A 19,465-nucleotide genomic window follows, 5' to 3' on the forward strand; every position below is an offset into this window, starting at 1 on the left:
TCCCTCACGGCAAGGGGGCCTCGGGCGGGCCGCCGAGCCAGGCGCGCAGTGCTTCCCCGTGCTCGTCGAGCCGGGGCGGCGCGGACGGCTCCGCGACGCCGGTCGCGGACAGCCGCAGCGGGCTCCGCATCTGCGGCACCCGGCCCTCCCCCACCTCGACGACGGGGTCGAGCCCGAGCTGCCGCGCCAACTCCACGGCGTCACCGAGATCGTTGACGGGCCCGCAGGGCACCGACGCCGCCGTGAGCCTTTCGGTCCAGCCACGCGCGGTGTCACCGGCGAGCCGCTCTTCGAGAGCGGCGGCCAGCTCGTCCCGGTGGCGCACCCGGTCGCGATTGCGCACGAAGCGGGGGTCGTCGGCGAGTTCCGGCGCCGCCAACGCCTCGGCAAGGGCCCGGAATTGCCGGTCGTTGCCGACGGCGACGGCCAGCAGCCCGTCCCGGCAGGCGAGCGTCTCGTAAGGGGCGATGCTCGGATGCCGGTTGCCCATGCGGCCGGGGCTGCGCCCGGTGGCGAGATAGCCGGACGCCTGGTTGACGAGGGAGGCGAGGAGCGAGGAGAGCAGGTTGACCTCGACGAGCTGTCCGCGCCCGGAGCGGTCGCGGTGGCGCAGCGCGGCCAGTACGGCGGTCGTCGCGTCCTTCGCGGTGAGGACGTCGACGAGGGCCACGCCGGCTTTCAGCGGTTCGCCGTGAGGTTCTCCCGTGATACTCATCAGCCCGCCGACGGCCTGGACGACGAAGTCGTAGCCGGGCAGATGCGCGCCGCCCCCGGAGCCGAAGCCGCTGATGGAGCAGTAGATCAGGCCGGGGTTGGCGGCGAGCGAGCTGTCGTGGTCGAGGCCGTACTTGGCGAGCGCGCCGGGCCGGAAGTTCTCGATGAGCACGTCGGCCCGGCGGGCGAGTTCGCGTGCGGCCGCGGCGTCGTCGGGGTCGGCGAGGTCGAGGGCGATGCCGCGCTTGCCCCGGTTGGCGCTGTCGAAGTACGCGGCCGTGCCGTCGGCTGCGAACGGTGGGCCCCACGCACGCGTGTCGTCCCCGCCGCCGGGCCGCTCGACCTTGACGACGTGAGCGCCGAGGTCGCCGAGCGTGGCGGCGGCGAGCGGTCCGGCCAGCACCCGGCTGAAGTCGGCGACGAGAATGCCGTCGAGCGGCAGCGACACGGTCGTTCTCCCTTCGCGGGACGGTGAGCTCAGCGTGGCGCCCATCCTCGCCTCTCCTCCCCTCGTGCAGAACCCGCCGCCGCGTCCAACGGGCGCGTGTGTTCCGCGCCACCGCGGCCAGTTACATGATCACGGCGTTGGCCAGCACGATGAGCAGCCCCACGGCGGCGTCGCCCGCCCCGATGAGCAGCACCGTCTGGCGCCGGTACCCGGCACGGTGCGCCGCGAACCCGCCCCAGACGAAGAGCACGACGGTGTTGCGCCACCGTCGGCAGGCAGGCGACGAGGACCGGCCATTAGCGGGCCCCGGCCGTGGCGAGCCTGCGCCAGCGGTCGGCGCCGCTCGCCTGCTCGCGCGCGGATATGTGGTACGCGTAGGCGTGCGCCAGGGGGCCGCGGCCAAGGTGAACAGGATCCAGCAGGCGTCGTACAGCGGTGTGCAGCACGAACCCTGCCGTTGCAGCGCGCCGAGCAGGGCACTGGTGAGGACGGTCCCGTAGACGCCGCCGAAGAGCATGCGCGAGCGTCCGGGGTCCGGGGTCCGAGGTGCGGCGGTGTCTGCGGGGTAATCAGCAATTCGCATGAACCGCACCGGCCGAACAGCCGATACGGCCGGGTGCGAGCGCCGCGGGCCCGGCCCCCCTTGAGGGAGCCGGGCCCGCGGTGCGTGCGAATGCTGCCGCTGTCTCAGTCGTGCGCGCGGCTCGCCTGCGCGAGGGCGGGGACGAACCTGGCCGCGTCCACGGTGCCGACGCCGGTCGCCATGTCGTAGCCGTCGACCGCGGTGTAGCCGGTGACGCCCTGGTAGCTGTTGTTGGTGCCGTCGTTGACGTCGACGATGCCGGTCATCGGGTTGTCCGCGGACTCCTTGTCGAGCGCGTAGAGCGCGTCGTGGATGTCGCCGAGGCGGTGGCCGGCGTACTGGTCGGCAAGGGCGATGATCCCCGAGAAGAGCGGGCTGGCCTCACTGGTGCCGCCCGCTATGCCCCAGCCAGTGGCGGACGGATCGAAGCTGGAGTAGGTCCACGCCCCGCCGTTGACTGCCGCGGACATCGACACATCGGGGGTGCCACGGCGGCTGCCGACCACGTCCCGCACGCCGTCCTGGAAGGCCGGGCGGCTGAAGACGTGGGACTGGCCTCCCCCTCCGGCGCCGTTGTCGTTGTAGACGCTGTCCGGGCGCGTGCGCCGTCCCTCGTCGTCCAGGTGCAGCTGGGTGCCTCCGACGGAGGTGACGAGCGGGTCGGAGGAGGGCCAGGAGTTGACGCGGTACTTGTAGAAGCCGGTGCCGTCGGCCGTGCTGTCGGTGGCTCCGCCGTCGCCGGACGAGGCGAGCACGGTCACATGGTGCCTGGCCGCGTCCTTGAAGGCGAAGCGCAGGTTGTCGATGCTGGAGAAGTCGCCCTTGTCGAAGCCCGGGAAGGTGTTCTCCGTCGCTCCGAAGCTCTGGGATATCACGTCACCGACACCGTGGTCGATCATCGACTTCTCGGCGGCCATCATCTGGGGCAGACCGGTGACCCCCTCGGTCTCGGCGACCGCGGTCTCCACCAGGACGATCCTCGCGCCGGGCGCGACGGCGTGAGCCATCTCGACATCGAGGGTCGTCTCGCCCGCCCATCCGGCCATGGTCGAGTCCTTCGGGTTCCACGGCGGGACGTTCCCCCACTTGACGATGTCGATCTTCGTGGTCGGGATGCCGAACTGCTTGCTGTAGACGTCGAGGTCGTGCTGGGCTGTCGGCGAGCCGAACGAGTCGACGATGACGATGGTGCGTCCCTTGCCCGTGATCCCGGCCCGGTACAGGGGGCCGAGGTCGTAGGCCTGCCGGTACTGCAGCGGGTTGTAGCAGGCTATCTTCCACTTGGATTCGCACTGCTCGATGGTGAGCGGGCTGCTCACGTTGCGGGCGAGCATGTTCCCGGCGATCGCGGGGACCGCCTGGGTCGCCGGCGCTGAAGTGGCCGCCGCGGCAGAGGCGGGCCCGGCCAGGGGCGCTGCGAACGCCGCAACGGCGGCCAGGGCGGTGGCCCCGGTGGCTGCGACCGCTGCTCTTGGCCGGGTTCTGGCTATGCGCATGAAATCTCCTTGTATGGAGGGACGGCGCGCAGGACGGATGCCGCGATCCCACCGGGCGGATCATGGACAGGACAAGAGTGTTTAATTTCTACTATCAAATGCTTTACCTGTGGGTCATTTTCTTTGCACGCCCATGGGCCGTCAGGGGTGTCATTCGTCGACGAAGACGGACATACAACCCTTCGGAGTGATCGGGAGTCAGCCGTTCGTCACGTGTCGCCCGTCGCCGTCCGCCCGGTTGTCTCATCCGTATGCCGGACTCCGCGGTGCGGCGGTACGCCGGGATGTCAGTGGCCCGCGGGAAGCGGGACCACCTCGGCCGGCGCCTCCTCCTCAGACGCCGCGACCGCTCCGCGCAGCGGCACGTGACGGATGAACCAGGCGATGACGAACCCGGCCGCCGCGACCACCGCCGCCCAGAAGAAGATCGCACCGATGCCGCTGGCCACCGCCTCCTGGAACAGATGCCGGGCGGCCTCGGGCAGCGACTTGAGCACCTGTGGCGTCATCCGGGCGCTCGACCCGCCACTGGCGCCTGCATGTCCGGCACCGTGCGAGGTCAGATATTCCGTCAGCCGGCTGGTGTAGATCGCGCCGAGCACGGAGACACCGAGCGAACCGCCCATGTTGCGCAGGAAGGTGGACGCTCCGGTGGCGGCGCCCATGTCGCGCACCGGCACGCTGTTCTGGGCGATGAGCGTGGTGGTCTCAATCAGCCCGCCCACGCCCGCGCCGAGGACGACCATGTAGAGCGAGGTGGTCAGGCTGGAGGTGCCGGTGCCCATGGTGGCGAACAGGCCGAGGCCCACGGCCATCAGGGCGCCGCCCGCGATCGGCAAGGGCCCGGTAGCGTCCGGTCCGGGTGATGTAGGCGCCGCCGGCCATGCCGCTCATCGCGACCAGAATCTGGCGCCTGCTGAAGCGCGGCGGCTGCGCCACCGCGGAGCCGGCCCCGGCGGCCGGGGGACGAGTGGCCATGGCGAATCATTCCTTACTTACCGGTCGGCAAGGTTCATCGCTCATGAGGGCAGACTGCTTACCGGTCGGTTAGCAAGTTGGCCGGACTGCCATGCGCCGGCCGTGATGCGGGAGGATCGGATCAGGCAGCTCGGGGGACGAGAAGAAGGACGGGAAAAACGGAGCATGAGCACGGCACACCGGCGCAAGGGCAGTGACACCAAGGCCGAGATCCAGGACGTGGCGCTCGCGCTGTTCACCGAGAGGGGATACGACGCCACCTCGATGCGCGAGATCGCCGAGCACCTGGGGATCACCAAGGCGGCGCTGTACTACCACTTCGCCGGAAAGGAAGAGATCGTCCGTGCCCTGATCGAGGAGCTCTTCACCGGGCTGGACGAGCTCACCGCCTGGGCCCGCGAACAGCCGCCGACGCCCGCCGTGCGCGGCGAGGTGCTCATCCGCTGGGCGAAGCTCTCCGGCCGGCGCGGCCTGCAGATGTCCCGCTTCGCCGCCGCCAACCAGCAGGTGCTCCACGATCTGGCGCCCGATCGCGGCGGCATGGTCGGACGCGTCGGTGAGCTCGTCACCGCACTGCTCGGTCCCGATGCGACAGTGCGCGACCAGGTGCGGGCGCGCGTGGCCCTGTTCAGCATCAGCGTGGCGGCGGTGGCCGGGCAGGGTCTGGACATCGACGACTCCGAGCTGCTCGGCATCATCCTGGACACGGCCTTCGATCTGATGCCGGATGCGCAGCGCCCGGCCGCCACCGGTGCGGGTACCGGCACCGGTCCGCAGTCCACGGGTCCGCGGAGCTGAGACAGGGCCGGGCCCCGGCGGCGCGATGCGGCCGGGGCCCGGTGTCGCTCCCGGAAGCCCGGGTGGTGCAGGTGGTCCAGGTGGTGCGGGTCGGTCAGCCCTTGAACGCCGTCGTGCCGTTCGGCGTGCCGAGACCGGTCGGGCCATCAAAGCCCTGTCCTGCGTTGCACAGGTAGCTGGGCGAGCAGCTGCCGTTGGAGCCGGAGGTGACGTCGTTCAGCGCCGAGGCGTTCTTGTACGGGAACGAAGCCGGGTTGCTGCCCGAGGACGGCTTGCCTGCATCGGCGTAGACGCTGGCGATGATCGGCGACGAGGCGCTGGTGCCGCCGTACACATTCCAGCCGCTCGCCTGGTAGCTGTCGTAGACCGCGACGCCGGTGCTGGGGTCGGCGACCGCGGAGACATCGGCGACGGTGCGCTTGGAGCAGCCGCTGTCCGTCTGCCAGCTGGGCTTGGACTCGTACTGCGAGCACCCGGAACCGGTGCCCTCCCCTCCTGAGCTGGAGCCCCACACCGTCTCCGACCAGCCGCGCGAGCTGGAGTCCTTCTTGAGCGAGGTACCGCCGACGGCAGTGACACCCGGCGAGGCCGCCGGGTACTCCACGCCGTAGCCGGAGTCACCGGCGGATGCGGTGATCACGACGCCCGGGTGGTTGAAGTAGCTGCTGTCGGCGGAGGTGTCCGAGGAGTCCTCGGAGCCGCCGTAGCTGTTGGAGACGAAGCCGGCGCCCTGCTTGACAGCCTGGTTCACCGCAGCGCCGAGATCGCTCATATTGGCCGAGTTGGCCTCGACGAGGACGATGTGGGCGTTGGGCGCGATCGCCGAGACCATGTCCAGGTCGAGGGAGATCTCACCGGCCCAGCCGGAGTCGGCGCTCGGGTAGGTCGTGCCGCCGTTCTGGTCGATCTTCTTGAAGCAGCCGTTCGCGGTCGAGCAGGCCGGCAGGCCGTACTGCGAACGGTACGTCGCCAGGTCCGACTCGGCGTTGGGGTCGTCCTGCGCGTCCACGATCGCGACGGTCTGGCCCGATCCGCCGTCAGAGGGCAGGTTGTATGCGCCCTGCAGGTCCTTCGGGCCGAACCCGGAGGGCGTGGCGTTGGGCGACAGCGAGAGTTTCTGGGCGACGTCGGTGCGCTCCAGGGCGTTGCACGCCATCTCGCCGACGCTCTTCGGCACCGAGCACAGACGCTTGACGTCGTTCTGCGGATGGGCGGTGGGGGTGGTGGACGCGCCTGCGGGCGCCGCGATGGTCATGGCTCCGCCGGCGAGGACGGCCGCCGAGGCGCTTGCGAGTAGGATGTTGCGGCGCTTGCGGTGCCGCCTGGCGGAACTCCTGGAACCAGAAGTCTCGGGTGTATCGGATATGGCCAACGAACGGCCCTCCCTGGGGGGATGGGGACAGCGCACGGCCGAGCCCTCGTGAGGCCTCCGCTCCGTGCACGGTCCCGGGATATGGGTACTCGTGCGTTTGGTGCTGCCCCGCGGCGGTAGGGCACCGCGGGGGTGGGGGGTGAGCGGGGAGAACGGCGGCAGCCATGTGCATGACACCAAGTAACCGACTGCCACCCCGCCCAGTGGTGTCTCGCGTGCTCAGGAAGCTAGCGGAACCCGTAGCTCCCGACAAGGGCAAAGTTCCGCGGGAAACACGGATGTTCGCATCCCAGCGAGATCGAAAGCCCTTACCCGAACGGCCTCCGACAACATCTCGTTCCCGCAAAATGGGCTTGGATCAAGGGTCATGACGGCGGTTACTGCCACTGAGGGACCGGACACCGCCCGGGCGGCGTATGCCACAGTCCTGTCACAGCTTCGGCGGCACGCTCCGACGAGAACAGGACATATATGTTCATGTCCCTCTAAAAGCCCTCTTGCTCCGCCAGAGTTACGCCGCATCAGGCCTTCCTCACCCGATCGGGTAGAGCGAGCCGCGGGCACGGGGAGCGCGGGCAGCGCCCGTGACGTGCGCCGTTGCGCTTGCGCGCGCTCTGATGTCCGTTCACGCTCTTCGGCAACCGGCGGTTCTCGCGCTGAGCCCGCCCTCGATTGCCGCCCACGATTCCGGAATGAGCATCGAATCCCTGCAACCGGCGCCGGAGCCGGCGCCGGAGCCCGTCGAGGCCGCGCGTGTGCGCGGTCTCGACGGGCTGCGGGCGCCGGCCGTCGCCTCGGTGGTCGTGTACCACCTGGGTGCGCCCTGGCTGCCGGGCGGATTCCTCGGGGTCGATCTCTTCTTCGTGATCAGCGGATATCTGATCACCAGTCTGCTCACCGCCGAGTGCCGCAGGTCGGGACGGTTCCGAATGCGGGCCTTCTGGGTGCGACGCGCCCGGCGGCTGCTGCCCGCCCTGTGGGCGATGCTCACGGCGGCCGCGTGCGCGGCCACGCTGACCGGCGGTGACGCCTGGGCCGGGCTGCGCGGGAACGCGGTGGCCGCACTGACGTACAGCAGCAACTGGTGGCAGATCGCCCAGCATGACACATACTTCGCGCAGTTCGGCGCCAAGCCCGTGCTCCAGCACCTGTGGTCGCTCGCTGTGGAGGAGCAGTTCTACCTGCTGTGGCCGCTTCTGCTGTGGGTCGTGATGGCAGCGGTGCGCAGGCAACGGCATCAGGCGGTGTGCGCCGCCGCCCTCGCGGCCGTCTCGTTCACGGCGATGGGCCTGTTGTACACGCCGGACGCCGATCCCTCCCGTGTCTACTACGGCACCGACACGCACGGCGGCGCGCTGCTGCTCGGTGCAGCCGCCGCGCTGCTGCTGCCGCTGGGACGCGCCGCGACGCTGCGCGGAACGGACCGCCTGCGCACGATGGATCTGCTCGGCGCGGCAGGGCTCGTGGTGCTCGCGTGCGCCGCGGCGCTCTTCGACGGCACCGGAGCCGTGGCGTTCCGCGGCGGTCTGGTGGTGGCGTGTCTGGCGTCCGTCGCGCTGACCGTGGCCGCTGCGGGACCGGGGCTGCTCGGCCGGGCGCTGTCGTGGGGACCGCTGGTGTGGGTGGGACGCCGTTCCTACGGGATCTATCTGTGGCACTGGCCGGTGATCGCCACCTTGGCCAACACCCTGCCGGACGCCGCCACGACCGCTCCCGTGCGGATCGCCGCGCTCGCGGTGACCGCCGTCCTGGCCACGGCTTCGTACCGGTGGCTCGAAGAGCCGGTGATCCGGCTCGGCATGCGCGGATACCTGCGCGTGCTCCGCGCTCGCCACCGTGCGCTCGCCGCCGTGCGCCCGCGACAAGCGCACGCAGTGGCGCTCACGGGCGTGGGCGTCGTGGGGGTGGCTCTCGTGGGCGTGGCGCGCGCGCCGTCCGACAGCGGACTCCAGGCGCAGATCGAGGCGGGCGCACGCGCCGCTGCCGCTGCGGGCGGCGCTCCGCACGGTGAGGGTGCGCCGCCCCGGGGAGCCGCACCCGTCACGACGGACATGCACCCCCGCGCCGCGGACGATCCGGATGAGCAGGACCGGCCGGATCAGGACGACGCGTCAGCGACGTTCGACGGCAAGGACATCACCGCAGTCGGCGACTCCGTGATGCTGGCTTCGGCGGGCGCCCTGGAGAAGCAGTTCCCGGGCGCCGAGGTGGACGCCGAGGTGGGACGGCAGATGGCGGCGGCGCCCGGTCTCCTCGGACAACTGCTCGCCCAGGGGCGGCTGCGCCGCACGGTGGTGATCGGCCTCGGCGCCAACGGCCCGTTCCCTGACTCCGTCCTCGACCGCATCGTGCGGATCGCCGGCCCTGCCCGCACCGTCGCCTTCGTCAACGTCCATCTCCCCAGACCCTGGCAGAACGAGGTGAACGCCGCGCTCGCCCGTGCCGCCCGGACCCACCCGACGGTGCTCGTCGTCGACTGGAACGGTACCGTCGCCGGCCGTGACGACCAGCTGTGGTCCGATCACACCCATCCCCGCCCGTCCGGCGCGGCGCTGTATGCAGGCGCCGTCGACTCGGCCCTGCGGGCCAGGCAGCGATGACCGCCGATGTGTGACGACGTCCTGCGCACCGCACGAGCCCGACCGGGATCACAGAAGTCCGGCACGGGCGGCCTGGATGCCCGCCTGGAAACGGGTGCGCGCGCCCAGGGCGTCCATCACCTCACGTACCCAGCGCTGCACCGTGCGCGTCGAGACGCCGAGTTGGCGGGCGATGCTGTCGTCGGTGAACCCGGCGGAGAGCAGGGTGAGCAGCTCCGCCCGGCGGTCAGCGGCCGCACGCTCCGGCGGCGGCGCCCCGGGCACCCGTACGGCCCGGTGCCAGTACGCCTCGAACATCCCGGTCAGCGCGTCGAGCAGCGACGAGGCCCGGACCAGGAGTGCCGCGCGCAGTTCGGAGCCGGCCGCGACCGGCAGCATGGCCCACCGGTCGTCCACCACGGCGAGTTTGCAGGGAAGTTCCGGCAGCAGCCGCGCCTCCTCCCCCGCCCCTACGACGTCGCGGATCTCCGCGAGGCGTCCGGGAGCCCCGACCGATCCCGCCTCGTACACCGCTCTGATGCGCACTCCGCGTGCGATCAACGACCGCTCCAGGTCCACGTCCGCACGGGCGATATGCGGTGGTTTGTCGAAAAGCAGCAGCTGACGCCGCGCCCCGTCCTGCAACTGCCTCCAGCGGTCGGCTATCGCGGCCTGGCCAGTCACCACCTCCACCAGGTCGTCCGCCTGCGGCTGTTGCACACGGCGGTAGGCGCGCATCAGCTCGCCGACCCGGCCCCGGGTGCGGCACAGCTCCTCCTCGCGCCGCAGCAGCAGCGCTTCGACGGCGACGTCGGGAGCCGCGGCCGACCAGCGGACGGGATCACGTCCCGCCCGGTGGACCAGGCCGTACGAGGCGAGTGCGACGAGAATCCGTTCGGCGCGGCGCTCGGTGACAGACAGTTGGTCCGCGAGCTGCGCCGGTGTGCAGTGGGGGGCGGCGAGCACGCGCAGATATGCGCTCTGCTCCGCCTCGGGCAGGCCGAGGCCGTCGAGCAGGCCGCCGGGGGCTGTACGGAATGCGTGGGGGGTCACCGTTTGCGCCCTTCGGTTACCGGATCGTCCTCCCCCGCAAGGGGAAGACAGGTCCTGCGCCAGGCATCATGTCATGTTCTGGCCATGACGTGTTCCGGACGCCGTCGGGCTCTTGAGCGCCGTGACAGGCCGCGGTCACCATGAGCCCGGTCCGAATCGGCCCGACCTTTCCTCCACCCCCCACAGGAGACCGGTAGATGGGCACGCAATCAGGCACCAGACAGAACATCACCTTCGGCCCCCGCAGGAGCCGGATGACCGCGGCCGCGATGCTGCTCGCGGCGGTGACGCTCGCCCCGGCGAGCGCCGGACAGGCGGCGGCATCGGCTGCGGGCTTCGGCCCCCTCGCGGCTCCCTTCCAGGACAGCAACTGGGGCGGCTACGTGGCCACGGGCAGCTTCAGCTCGATCAGCGGCTCGTGGACCGAGCCCCAGGTCACGTGCAACTCCTCCAACGACCTGTTCGCCCCCTGGGTGGGCCTCGACGGTTACGGCTCGCAGACCGTCGAGCAGACCGGGGTGCAGACCGACTGCTCCAGCGGGCAGCCGGTGCTCTCCGCCTGGTACGAGATGTACCCGGCCTCCCCCGTCTACTGGAGCGATCCGGTCTCCGAAGGAGACAGCCTCAGCGCATCGGTGGTCTCCAACGGCGGTGGCAACTACACCCTGACCCTCACCGACAACACCAAGGGATGGAGCGAGCACACCACCCAGAACCTCAGCGCCCAGAACGCCAGTGCCGAGGCGGTCATAGAGTCCCCGACCTCGAGCTACCCGTCGTTCAGCCGGCTGGACTTCAGCGGTGTCACCGTGGACGGGCAGGCGTTCGACGCCGCGAATCCGCAGGCTCTCGACAGCGGTGGTTATGTACCGGGTCCGTTGTCCAGCGGTTCGTTCTCCATGATGCCGGGCGGCGCCGTGGCACGCACTCACGTCCAGCACGGCACCAGGCCGAGGGTCATCCGCTACTGAGTACCCGCACCCGCCGGTACAGCGTGCGGCGGCCCGTCGTGAGGACGGGCCGCCGCACGGTCACTTCAGGATGCCGACCGCCCGGGAGATCACCAGCACCATCGTGAGCAGCGAGACCGCCGATTGCGCGAGCATCAGTATCTTCGCCCACCGGGAGAGCGGCATCACATCGGTCGGGCTGAACGCGGTCGCGTTGGTGAACGCCATGTACAGGTAGTCCAGGAACCCCGGCTCCCAGTCGCGGGGAGCCAGATGGGAGTCCTGCATCTGCGGGAAGAGGAAGTCCGGGAACTCGTTGTGGCCGGCGGCACGGGCGGCGGGCCCGCCACGGTCCCACTCCCAGTACCAGAGCGCGAAGGCGATGACGTTGGTGATCCAGATCCCGGCGCCCGTCATGAGCAGCGGCCCGGCGTCCTGGCCCTCGGTGCCCGCCACCAGGCCGCGCACCAGCGCCACCGCCGACCAGCCGTTGGCCAGGCTGACCAGCGCCGCGAGCAGCAGACTCGCGGAGCGCAGGGCCCTGGAGTGGCGCTCGATACGGACGGGATTGGCCACGACCAGCCCGATGAGCAGAACGACCTCGAGCAGCGGCAGCAGCCAGTGCGGGCGGAACGACAGTCCGGCGGGCAGCGCCCACTGCACGGCCAGGGCGACGAGGACCGCGATCCCCACCGCCCAGCGCTGCTCGCCGCGGGTCGCGCGCCGCCACGCCGGCAACGCCCCTGCCGATGCGGCGTGCCCGGAGCGCCCCTCGAACCCCTGCACGCCGCCTTCCAGCAGCTTCTCCATACGGTCGAGCCGGGCGTGCAGTTGTCCGGTCACCTGCCGGAGCTCCTCCGCCGCGCCGACCGGTTCCTTGCCGTTCCCCTCCGCGTTACGCATGCGCCCATTGTGCTCACCTGCGCCGCCTTCGCCCAATCGGGTGCCGGCGAGCCCTGCGGGCTACGGCAGCGCGGGGGCCACACGGCCCGACACCTCGCCGAAGCCGACGCGCGTGCCGCCGGGCCCCGGCGCCCATGCCGTGATCGACACCTCGTCGCCGTCGTGCAGGTACTCGAGCGCCGATCCGTCGGGGAGCTTCAGCGGCTCCCGGCCGCCCCAGGTCAGCTCCAGCAGGCAGCCGCGCTGGCCGGGTTCGGGGCCGCTGACCGTGCCGGAGGCGAACAGGTCGCCGGTGCGCAGGGTGGCGCCGTTCACCGTCATATGGGCGAGCTGCTGGGCGGCGGTCCAGTACATCGCGGCAAACGGCGGCCGGGAGATCACCTCGCCGTTCACCGCGACGTCCAGCCGCAGGTCCAGCCCCCACGGCTGATGGCCGGCGTCGTCGAGGTACGGAAGGAGCGGGGTGTCGCGCGGGGGCGGCGCGACACGGGCGTGCTCCAGCGCGTCGAGCGGGACGATCCACGGCGACACGGACGTGGCGAACGACTTGCCGAGGAAGGGGCCGAGCGGCACGTACTCCCATGCCTGGATGTCGCGCGCCGACCAGTCGTTGACGAGGCAGACGCCGAAGACGTGGTCGGGCAGGGCGTCCAGCGGCACGCGCTCGCCCGGACGGGTAGGGGTGCCCACCACGAAGCCCACCTCTGCCTCGAAGTCCAGGCGCACCGAGGGCCCGAAGACCGGGGACGGGTCGTCGGGGCCCTTGCGCTGACCGGCGGGCCGGACGATCTCGGTGCCGGAGACGACGACCGTGCCCGCCCGGCCGTGGTAACCGATCGGCAGGTGCTTCCAGTTGGGCGTCAGTGCGGCACCGTCCGGACGGAAGATGCGTCCGACGTTGCCGGCGTGGTGCTCGCTCGCGTAGAAGTCAACGTAGTCGGCGACCTCGAACGGCAGCCGCAGCGTGACCTCGGGGAGCGGGTGCAGATGCGGCTCGATGTCGAGGCGGTACGCCGGATCGGTGAGCCACGCCGTCAGTGTCCGGCGCACGCGCCGCCACACCGGCCGTCCGGCCGCCATCAGCGGCCCGAGGTGCGGCGCGCAGAGCAGGTCGGCGTCGGCCGAGGCCAGCGCACGGGCTGCGGCTCCGGCGTCGAGCACGTGGTCGCCGATGCGGACGCCGATCCTTGCGCGGCCCGGATCGCCGGCGGTGGTGAAGACTCCGTAGGGGAGGTTGTGCGGGCCGAACGGGCCGTCGGCGGCCGCATCCAGCGGGCTGGTGTGTGGCATGGGTGATGCCTCGCCTTCCACGTCGCGGGTGAACGCGGTGATCAGGCTACGGGCATCGGCGCCCGGGTGGGCAGGCGGCGTGGCCCCTGTCGGTCAGGGGCCACGCCGGCCCGCGTCAATCGCCGTCGGCGGGCGCGTACTTGTAGCCGACACGGCGGACGGTGATGATCCCGTCGCGGTGCCGGGGACCGAGCTTGCGGCGCAGCCGGGCGATGTGGACGTCGACGGTGCGCCCGTCACCGACGTGGCCGTACCCCCACACGGTGTTCACCAGCTGGTCGCGGGTGTGCACCCGGTGGGGATGGGCCACCAGATGGGCCAGCAGCTCGAATTCGAGGTACGTCAGGTCGAGCGTGCGGCCGTCGACGGTGGCCGTCCGCCGCTCGGGATCGATGCGGATCGCACCGTGCGGCGCCTCCCGGACGGCAGTCGCCGCCGGTGGTGCGGTGCGGCCGTCCGCCGCCTCGGCCTGCCGTTCGGCGGGGACGAGCACCAGATAGCCGACCATCGGCGGCTGTCCGGCACCGGCGGGCACGGTGTGCCCGGGAGCAGGCATCCAGGTGGCGCCCGGTGGCAGGAAGTCCGGGACGGGGACGGATTCGATGCCGTCGTCGGGCCGTACCGCGCGCAGGCGCTGGCGGGCAGGGAGCGGGGCATGCAGGGACTGGGTGTTCGACATGGGCTTTCGGCTCTCTCGCGCGTAGGGGCGTCGGTGGACGTCGTGCGCGGGGCCGGGCGCCTGCGGCTGTGCCAGGGAGGTGCCGGTGCCGGTTCAGCCGTGGGTCCGGGGCCGCGCGAAGACCGCGCGACAACACAGCCGGTCGAAGTGGTGCGCCTGCCGGGACGGCCAGAACGGCTCAAGGTCGGTGCGACCTGTCGCGGTGTCAGTGAGGCTGGCCATGACCCCATTGAATCAGATGCGGCGGGTGCGGCGCCGCCCCGGTTGCCATACGCACCCGCCGACGGGGTCGGCTGATGTCAGCGGCCGCGTCCGGTGCCGGCGCTTGCGGCGGCACCGGGGCTCACGGCGCGGGGCCACCGCCATGTCCGGCAGGCGCTGCTCGACGCGCGGTCGGCGCGGCGGCGTGGGAGCAGGCGGCGGCCGCGACGGCGCACGGCACGATGGTGATGGAGGCACACCTGCCGGGGAGTGAGGCGACCGCCGTCCCGGAGGCGGGCGGCCTTGCGACCGCCCTGCGGGAGGCGATCGCATCGGGCGCGCGGGCGGCACGGGAGGGCCGGGTACCGCGGTGGACGGGCGTGGCGGAGGCCATGACCGCGGTGGAGGCGCGAGGGGGCGAGGGGAATGCGTACGACGTGCTGGTACGGGGCGCTGAGCTCGTCACGGAGTCGCTCGACGACCTGGCGAGGGCCGGTGCGCCGGCACGGTTCGGGCCGCGCGCCGGATGACGCGCGGCCCGAGCCGTGTGCAGGTCAGCGCAGCGGAAGCACCTGGGTGTGCTCGCGCTGGACGGCCTGCAACTGCTGCGGGTCCAGGCCGAGCAGCGACAGGATGGTCGGGGCGATCTGGGCGGTCTGGACGTCGCCGGACTTGGTCTTGCCGGAGGCGACACCGGCTCCGCAGACCACGAGCGGGACATTCAGGTCGTCCGAGTGGGCACCGCCGTGCTCGGCGATCTTCGACTTGCCGCCGGTGTAGACGACGCCGTACTTGGCGATGCCGAAGAGGTCGGGGACACGGGGGTCACCGGGCTTGACGCCGAAGTAGTGGGCGGCGTCAGCGCCCGCGTAGACCTTGCTGAGGCCGCTGTTGGTGAAGGCCTTGGGGTTGCCGTTGATGTCGTTGCCCTGGCCGCTCTGCGCCAGCAGGTACTGCTTGGCGAACGCGGTGGCCGCGGCGGTGCGGTCGTTGAGCCACAGCAGCATGCCGTCGTCGTCCACCGAGTGGGCGACGAGGTCCCCGGTGCCCGGGTGCGCCTTCTTCCAGGCGGCGTTGAGGCCGTCGAGGAGGGGGCCGTCGTCGATGCGGGTCAGCGCGTTGGGGTCGGTCGGCGACTGGCCGTGCTTGGCGGAGAGGATGATGTCGGTGCTGGAGGCGAGGCCCTTGGCCTGGATCTCCTTCACCATCGCGCCGACCTCGGTGTTGATGTAGTCGAGGTTCTTCTGCAGCAGCGGGCCGGGGACGCCCTTGGAGACGTAGCCGCCCTTGAGGCCTTCGGATGTGGGCAGTTTCTGCGCGGTGGACACCGACTGGAAGTTCATGCCGAAGATGCCCGGGGTACCGACCTTGTGGCTGCCGCTGTGGTCGTAGCCGTCGATCTCGTTGAGGACGGCCTTGACCTTGTAGCTGTCGTACTGCTCGGTGGCCTTGTTGTCGGTCGTCCAGTCACCGCCGGCGGGGTAGCCGGGGGCGTTGCTGTTGATCTCCGGGGAGAACTGGTCCTGGATGCCGTTGCCGGACAGTCCGTTGAGGATGTCGTACGCGATGTGCTTGTCCGACCAAGCGGTGCGCAGACCGGCGCTGCGGGCCACGTTGAAGACGGTGTTCACCTGCAGGTAGGAGTGCGGGTAGACCGGCTTGCAGGTGGTGGGGTCGACCGGCAGCTTGCTCGGGTCGATGAGGTCCGCCGGGGTGCCGGTCATCTGCAGGATGCTGTTCGGCAGGCCCGACAGGCCCTGGCCGGCGTCGATGCTGGCCTTGTTCTTGTCGATGTCCTCGGTGAGGTCCACCTCGGCGCCGGGCTTGACGCCCTTGCAGTTGGTGGTGCCCGCGGGGAGCAGGACGTGGTTGTACGTGTCGTCGTAGTACACGCCGGTGGTGCCCGGGCCGCCGCCGGTGACCTGGGCGACCATGCCGGGGAAGGAGTCGGAGGGCGTGGTGGTGTGCGCGTTGGTGTACTGCACGCCGCCGTTCACCAGCTTGGCCAGCGCCGAGCCGGGATGCTTGGCGACGTACCAGGCCAGGTCCGACTGGTGCAGGCCATCGACGGAGAGCAGCAGGACGTGCTTGGCGGCTGCGGCCTTCTGCGGCCCGGCGGCGGGGCCGGTGAGCTGTGAAGCCGCAGCCAGGGAACCCCCGGCGAGAGTCGCAGCGACTCCGAGGATGGCGGCCAGTCGTATCGAACGGCGGGTCACAAATGTCTCCCGATATCTCATGGCGCAAGCGGCGATGCTCGGCTCGCGACATGAGTAGTCGCCGGGTTTGTACGGACGACGGCCGGAAGTTGAACGCTCAGCAAACCTGGCAAGTCAGCGTCGCCGCATGACGGCGGGTTCGTGGCGCCTGAGCATGCTGGTGACGAGGACCACTCCGGCGAGACCGAGCGCGACGAGAACGCCGACGTCCAGGCCCCATTGGGTGGTGGTGTGCGCCCACAGCGGATCGGAGAGGTCGGGATGCCTGGTGTCCGCCGGGGGGCCGATGCGGTTGAGGCTGATGGTGGCGGCCTGGGCGGCGACAGCCCACCGGGAGGGGGCGAGCCAGGAGAGCTGTGCCAGGCCGGTCTGGTTGAACAGCGGGAAGACGGCGCCGGTGGACATCACCTGGATGAGCGTTGCCAGCACCAGCAGCGGCATGGTCTTCTCGGCGGTGCGCACCAGGGCGGAGATGATGAGGCCGAGCATCATCGAGGTGACGGCGAGCAGCACCACGACGAGGACGAGTTCGACGGCTGACGGGGAGAGCAACAGTCCCGACGTCGGCAACCGCCGTCCCCACAGCCCGATTCCGGCCACCGCAAAGCCCTGCACACCGGTGATCACGCCGAGGACGATGACCTTCGAGACCGCGTAGGCGGATCTGGACAGGCCGGTGGCGCGTTCACGTTGGTAGATCACGCGTTCCTGGACGAGTTCGCGCACCGAGTTGGCGGTGCCCGTCAGGCAGGCGCCGATCGCCAGGACCAGCAGCACGACCTGTGCGTCGACGTTGAAGTTGGGCGCACAGGCCCTCAGGTCGACGCCTGCCTGGCTCGCCGCCATGAGCCCGTAGGCGGCGGGCGTCGCGTAGCTGAGCACCCCCATGATCAGCGGCAGGACGACGAGGAGGAAGACGTGCCCGCGGTCGGAGGCGATCACCGAGCAGTTGCGCCGAACCAGCGTCACCAGCTGGGAGGACCAGCGTTGCGGGTCGCGCGGCTTCTTGGCGCCGGCGCCGGCGTTGCGCCCGGCCTTCCCTGCCTCCTTCCGGTCCTCGGGGGGAGCCGGCCGCTGCGCGTCGGCCGAGTACCGCTCGTACACGGCCGATTCGCGGTACTCACGCGACCACGCGCGGTCGGGGTGCTGGTCGAAGTCCTGGAAGACGTCGGCCCAGTCCTGGTACCCGAAGAATTCCAGAGCCTCCTTGGGCGGTCCGAAGTAGGCCGCCTGCCCGCCCGGTGCCAGTACCAGCAGCCGGTCGCACAGCTCCAGATTGGCGACGCTGTGTGTGGAGACCACCACCGTGCGCCCGTCGTCGGCCAGATCACGCAGCATCTGCATCACCTGCCGGTCGAGCCCCGGGTCGAGACCGGAGGTCGGTTCGTCGAGAAACAGCAGCGACGGTTTGGTGAGGAGTTCCAGAGCGACCGAGACCCGCTTGCGCTGGCCGCCCGACAGCGCGGTGATGCGGTTGTCCGCGCGGTGTGCAAGCCCCAGCTCGTCCAGCACCTCGTCGACGCGCCGGTCCCGCTCGGCCTGTGAGGTGTCGCGGGGGAAGCGCAGCTTCGCCGCGTAACGCAGCGCGGTGCGCACCGTCAGCTGGGTGTGCAGGATGTCGTCCTGCGGCACCAGGCCGATGCGCTGGCGCAGTTCGGCGAAGTGTTCGTACAGATTGCGGCCGTCGTAGAGGACCTCGCCCTCGTCGGCCGGCTGATAGCCCGTCAGAGCACGCAGGAGTGTCGACTTGCCCGACCCGGAGGGGCCGACAACGGCGACCAGAGAGTTCGACTCCAGGCTCAGGCTGATGTCGTCGAGCAACGTCTTCATGCTGCCCTTGTGCTTGACCCTGGTCGTCAGCGCCCGGGCGGAGAAGGATATTTCACGGCTGTCGGTGAATTCCTCCAGCCGGTCGCCGACGAGACGGAACTTGCAGTGGCCGATCTCCACCGTGTTCTCGGGGCCGAGCGTGCGGCGGGTGACCGCCAGACCATCGACGTATGTGCCGCCGAAGCTGTTGAGGTCGACTATCTCGTATCCGCCGCCGGAAGCCGGTCGCAGCTCCGCGTGGTACCGCGACACCCACAGGGTGGTTACGACCAGGTCGTTGTCCGGAGCCCGACCGATCCTGACAACCCGCCCGGTGGTGGACGGCCGTTCGTCTGCCATTGTTCCTCATGACTCGATAGCGCTCGTCTGTGCCCCGGGGCCGTCCGACCGGTATGCGCGCACGTCGAAGCGCCGGCTGCGCACCGGCGAGCCCCCCAGGCGCGCACAGGTTATCCGTCGAACCTGAGAGCGGACGCACAGGCTGGGCAGAGATCCGTCATATACGGGTCAATGGCGGTTGATCAGGACAGAAGGCAGCCCGTAGACGCGGCAGGCGGTCTCCCCGTACACCGCGGCCTGCTCGGAGGCGGTCAGGCCGGCGGTCAGCATCCGGGCGGCGGCGAGCACCTCGGCGTAGGACGCGGCGAGCCGGCAGACCGGCCAGTCAGAGCCGAACATCAGCCGCCGGGGACCGAAGGCGTCGAGCACGATGTCGGCGTACGGGCTCAGGTCCTGCACCGTCCAGCTGTCCCAGGCCGCCTCGGTCACCATTCCCGACAGCTTGCAGACCGTGTTGGGCAGCGCCGCAAGCGCCCGCACGAGGTGGGCCCACGGGTGCAGCTCCCCCGAGGCGATCGGCGGCTTGCCCAAATGGTCGAGTACGAAGGTGAGTTCCGGTAGTCCGGCGGCGGCGCTGAACGCGGCGGCGAGCTGGTGCGGCTGGACGACGAGGTCGTAGACGAGTCCCGCGTCGGCGACCGCGGCCAGACCGCGCCGCACGTCGGGGCGGAGCAGCCACTGCGGGTCGGGTTCGCTCTGCACCTGGTGGCGGATCCCCACCAGGTGGTCGCCGCCGGGCAGTTGGCGCAGCCGGGCGAGGGCGCCGGCGACCTCGGGTGCGGTCAGATCGGTCCAGCCGACGACGCCGGCGACGAGCTCGCTCTCGTCCGCGATCCGCAGGAACTCCGGGGTCTCCTCGGCCACGGTGACGGTCTGCACGAGGACGGTCGCGGTGACGCCCGCGGCACGGGCCTCGGGTTCGAGGTCACGGAGTGAGAAGTCGCGGCGCAGCGGGGCGAGGGCGTCGCCGGTGATCCAGTCCTGGTCACGGACGGACAGGTCCCACACGTGATGGTGCGCGTCGACGAGCGGCATC

At 70.9% G+C, this 19,465-nt stretch carries 16 protein-coding genes; 4 read left to right on the top strand and 12 right to left on the bottom strand.

What is annotated here, in order from left to right; all coding sequences use genetic code 11:
• Nucleotides 1-4: 4 nt before the first annotated feature.
• From NGB36_RS04335 to NGB36_RS04350, 4 genes are all read right to left on the bottom strand, one after another.
• The gene (locus NGB36_RS04335; protein WP_255918693.1) at nt 5-1,207 is read right to left on the bottom strand and encodes a CaiB/BaiF CoA transferase family protein; all 1,203 of its coding nucleotides are present in this window, start codon (nt 1,205-1,207) and stop codon (nt 5-7) included.
• Between the two features lie 76 nt (nt 1,208-1,283).
• Nucleotides 1,284-1,745: a hypothetical protein gene (locus tag NGB36_RS04340; protein ID WP_255918694.1), complete on the bottom strand. Its 462-nt coding sequence runs from the start codon at nt 1,743-1,745 to the stop codon at nt 1,284-1,286.
• Nucleotides 1,746-1,849: 104 nt separating this feature from the next.
• Nucleotides 1,850-3,241: a S53 family peptidase gene (locus NGB36_RS04345; RefSeq protein WP_255918695.1), complete on the bottom strand. Its 1,392-nt coding sequence runs from the start codon at nt 3,239-3,241 to the stop codon at nt 1,850-1,852.
• 287 nt (nt 3,242-3,528) lie between these two features.
• Nucleotides 3,529-4,080, bottom strand: a complete 552-nt coding sequence (locus tag NGB36_RS04350; RefSeq protein WP_255918696.1) for an MFS transporter — start codon at nt 4,078-4,080, stop codon at nt 3,529-3,531.
• 304 nt (nt 4,081-4,384) lie between these two features.
• On the opposite strand from NGB36_RS04350, the gene NGB36_RS04355 reads away from it, so the two are divergent.
• Nucleotides 4,385-5,017, top strand: a complete 633-nt coding sequence (locus NGB36_RS04355) for a TetR/AcrR family transcriptional regulator (RefSeq protein ID WP_255918697.1) — start codon at nt 4,385-4,387, stop codon at nt 5,015-5,017.
• A 94-nt stretch (nt 5,018-5,111) separates the two neighbouring features.
• Here NGB36_RS04355 and NGB36_RS04360 read toward each other — a convergent pair whose 3' ends face one another.
• Nucleotides 5,112-6,272, bottom strand: a complete 1,161-nt coding sequence (locus NGB36_RS04360; protein WP_255918698.1) for a S53 family peptidase — start codon at nt 6,270-6,272, stop codon at nt 5,112-5,114.
• Nucleotides 6,273-7,081: 809 nt separating this feature from the next.
• Here NGB36_RS04360 and NGB36_RS04365 point away from each other — a divergent pair.
• Nucleotides 7,082-8,989, top strand: coding sequence for an acyltransferase family protein (locus tag NGB36_RS04365; RefSeq protein WP_255918699.1), 1,908 nt, complete (start codon nt 7,082-7,084; stop codon nt 8,987-8,989).
• A gap of 48 nt (nt 8,990-9,037) precedes the next feature.
• Here the strand turns inward: NGB36_RS04365 and NGB36_RS04370 are convergent, their stop codons facing one another.
• The gene (locus NGB36_RS04370) at nt 9,038-10,021 is read right to left on the bottom strand and encodes a helix-turn-helix domain-containing protein (RefSeq protein WP_255918700.1); all 984 of its coding nucleotides are present in this window, start codon (nt 10,019-10,021) and stop codon (nt 9,038-9,040) included.
• A gap of 197 nt (nt 10,022-10,218) precedes the next feature.
• Here NGB36_RS04370 and NGB36_RS04375 point away from each other — a divergent pair, with 197 nt between their 5' ends.
• A complete protein-coding gene (locus NGB36_RS04375; RefSeq protein WP_255918701.1) occupies nt 10,219-10,992 on the top strand; it encodes a G1 family glutamic endopeptidase in 774 nt (257 codons plus the stop codon).
• Between the two features lie 60 nt (nt 10,993-11,052).
• Here NGB36_RS04375 and NGB36_RS04380 read toward each other — a convergent pair whose 3' ends face one another.
• From NGB36_RS04380 to NGB36_RS04390, 3 genes are all read right to left on the bottom strand, one after another.
• On the bottom strand, nt 11,053-11,874 hold the full coding sequence (locus NGB36_RS04380; protein WP_255918702.1) for a hypothetical protein: 822 nt from the start codon (nt 11,872-11,874) through the stop codon (nt 11,053-11,055).
• A 60-nt stretch (nt 11,875-11,934) separates the two neighbouring features.
• Nucleotides 11,935-13,164 (bottom strand): fumarylacetoacetase, encoded by a 1,230-nt coding sequence (gene fahA / locus NGB36_RS04385; RefSeq protein WP_255918703.1) that lies wholly within the window; start codon nt 13,162-13,164, stop codon nt 11,935-11,937.
• Between the two features lie 115 nt (nt 13,165-13,279).
• Complete coding sequence (locus tag NGB36_RS04390) at nt 13,280-13,843, bottom strand: winged helix-turn-helix domain-containing protein (protein WP_255918704.1); 564 nt, start codon at nt 13,841-13,843, stop codon at nt 13,280-13,282.
• A 296-nt stretch (nt 13,844-14,139) separates the two neighbouring features.
• Here NGB36_RS04390 and NGB36_RS04395 point away from each other — a divergent pair, with 296 nt between their 5' ends.
• Entirely contained in the window at nt 14,140-14,574 is a 435-nt protein-coding gene (locus tag NGB36_RS04395; RefSeq protein ID WP_255918705.1) for a hypothetical protein, read from the top strand.
• A gap of 24 nt (nt 14,575-14,598) precedes the next feature.
• On the opposite strand, the gene NGB36_RS04400 is transcribed toward NGB36_RS04395, so the two are convergent.
• The 3 genes from NGB36_RS04400 to NGB36_RS04410 all read right to left on the bottom strand — a co-directional run bounded on the left by NGB36_RS04400 (nt 14,599) and on the right by NGB36_RS04410 (nt 19,464).
• A complete protein-coding gene (locus NGB36_RS04400; RefSeq protein WP_255918706.1) occupies nt 14,599-16,260 on the bottom strand; it encodes an alkaline phosphatase family protein in 1,662 nt (553 codons plus the stop codon).
• Nucleotides 16,261-16,374: 114 nt separating this feature from the next.
• Nucleotides 16,375-18,429 carry an ATP-binding cassette domain-containing protein gene (locus NGB36_RS04405; protein ID WP_255918707.1) on the bottom strand — a complete coding sequence of 685 codons (2,055 nt, stop codon included), beginning with the start codon at nt 18,427-18,429 and terminating at the stop codon, nt 16,375-16,377.
• A gap of 168 nt (nt 18,430-18,597) precedes the next feature.
• Complete coding sequence (locus NGB36_RS04410; RefSeq protein ID WP_255918708.1) at nt 18,598-19,464, bottom strand: amidohydrolase family protein; 867 nt, start codon at nt 19,462-19,464, stop codon at nt 18,598-18,600.
• Nucleotide 19,465 lies beyond the last annotated feature (1 nt).

It is taken from the genome of Streptomyces humicola, from assembly GCF_024436035.1.
In the GTDB taxonomy this organism is placed as follows: Bacteria; Actinomycetota; Actinomycetes; order Streptomycetales; family Streptomycetaceae; genus Streptantibioticus_B; species Streptantibioticus_B humicola.

Coding starts and splice junctions, on each gene's coding strand:
- NGB36_RS04335 (WP_255918693.1), bottom strand. CDS start 1,207: ATGGGCGCCACGCTGAGCTCACCGTCCCGCGAAGGGAGAACGACCGTG.
- NGB36_RS04340 (WP_255918694.1), bottom strand. CDS start 1,745: ATGCGAATTGCTGATTACCCCGCAGACACCGCCGCACCTCGGACCCCG.
- NGB36_RS04345 (WP_255918695.1), bottom strand. CDS start 3,241: ATGCGCATAGCCAGAACCCGGCCAAGAGCAGCGGTCGCAGCCACCGGG.
- NGB36_RS04355 (WP_255918697.1), top strand. CDS start 4,385: ATGAGCACGGCACACCGGCGCAAGGGCAGTGACACCAAGGCCGAGATC.
- NGB36_RS04360 (WP_255918698.1), bottom strand. CDS start 6,272: ATGACCATCGCGGCGCCCGCAGGCGCGTCCACCACCCCCACCGCCCAT.
- NGB36_RS04365 (WP_255918699.1), top strand. CDS start 7,082: ATGAGCATCGAATCCCTGCAACCGGCGCCGGAGCCGGCGCCGGAGCCC.
- NGB36_RS04375 (WP_255918701.1), top strand. CDS start 10,219: ATGGGCACGCAATCAGGCACCAGACAGAACATCACCTTCGGCCCCCGC.
- NGB36_RS04380 (WP_255918702.1), bottom strand. CDS start 11,874: ATGCGTAACGCGGAGGGGAACGGCAAGGAACCGGTCGGCGCGGCGGAG.
- fahA (WP_255918703.1), bottom strand. CDS start 13,164: ATGCCACACACCAGCCCGCTGGATGCGGCCGCCGACGGCCCGTTCGGC.
- NGB36_RS04390 (WP_255918704.1), bottom strand. CDS start 13,843: ATGTCGAACACCCAGTCCCTGCATGCCCCGCTCCCTGCCCGCCAGCGC.
- NGB36_RS04395 (WP_255918705.1), top strand. CDS start 14,140: ATGTCAGCGGCCGCGTCCGGTGCCGGCGCTTGCGGCGGCACCGGGGCT.
- NGB36_RS04405 (WP_255918707.1), bottom strand. CDS start 18,429: ATGGCAGACGAACGGCCGTCCACCACCGGGCGGGTTGTCAGGATCGGT.
- NGB36_RS04410 (WP_255918708.1), bottom strand. CDS start 19,464: ATGCCGCTCGTCGACGCGCACCATCACGTGTGGGACCTGTCCGTCCGT.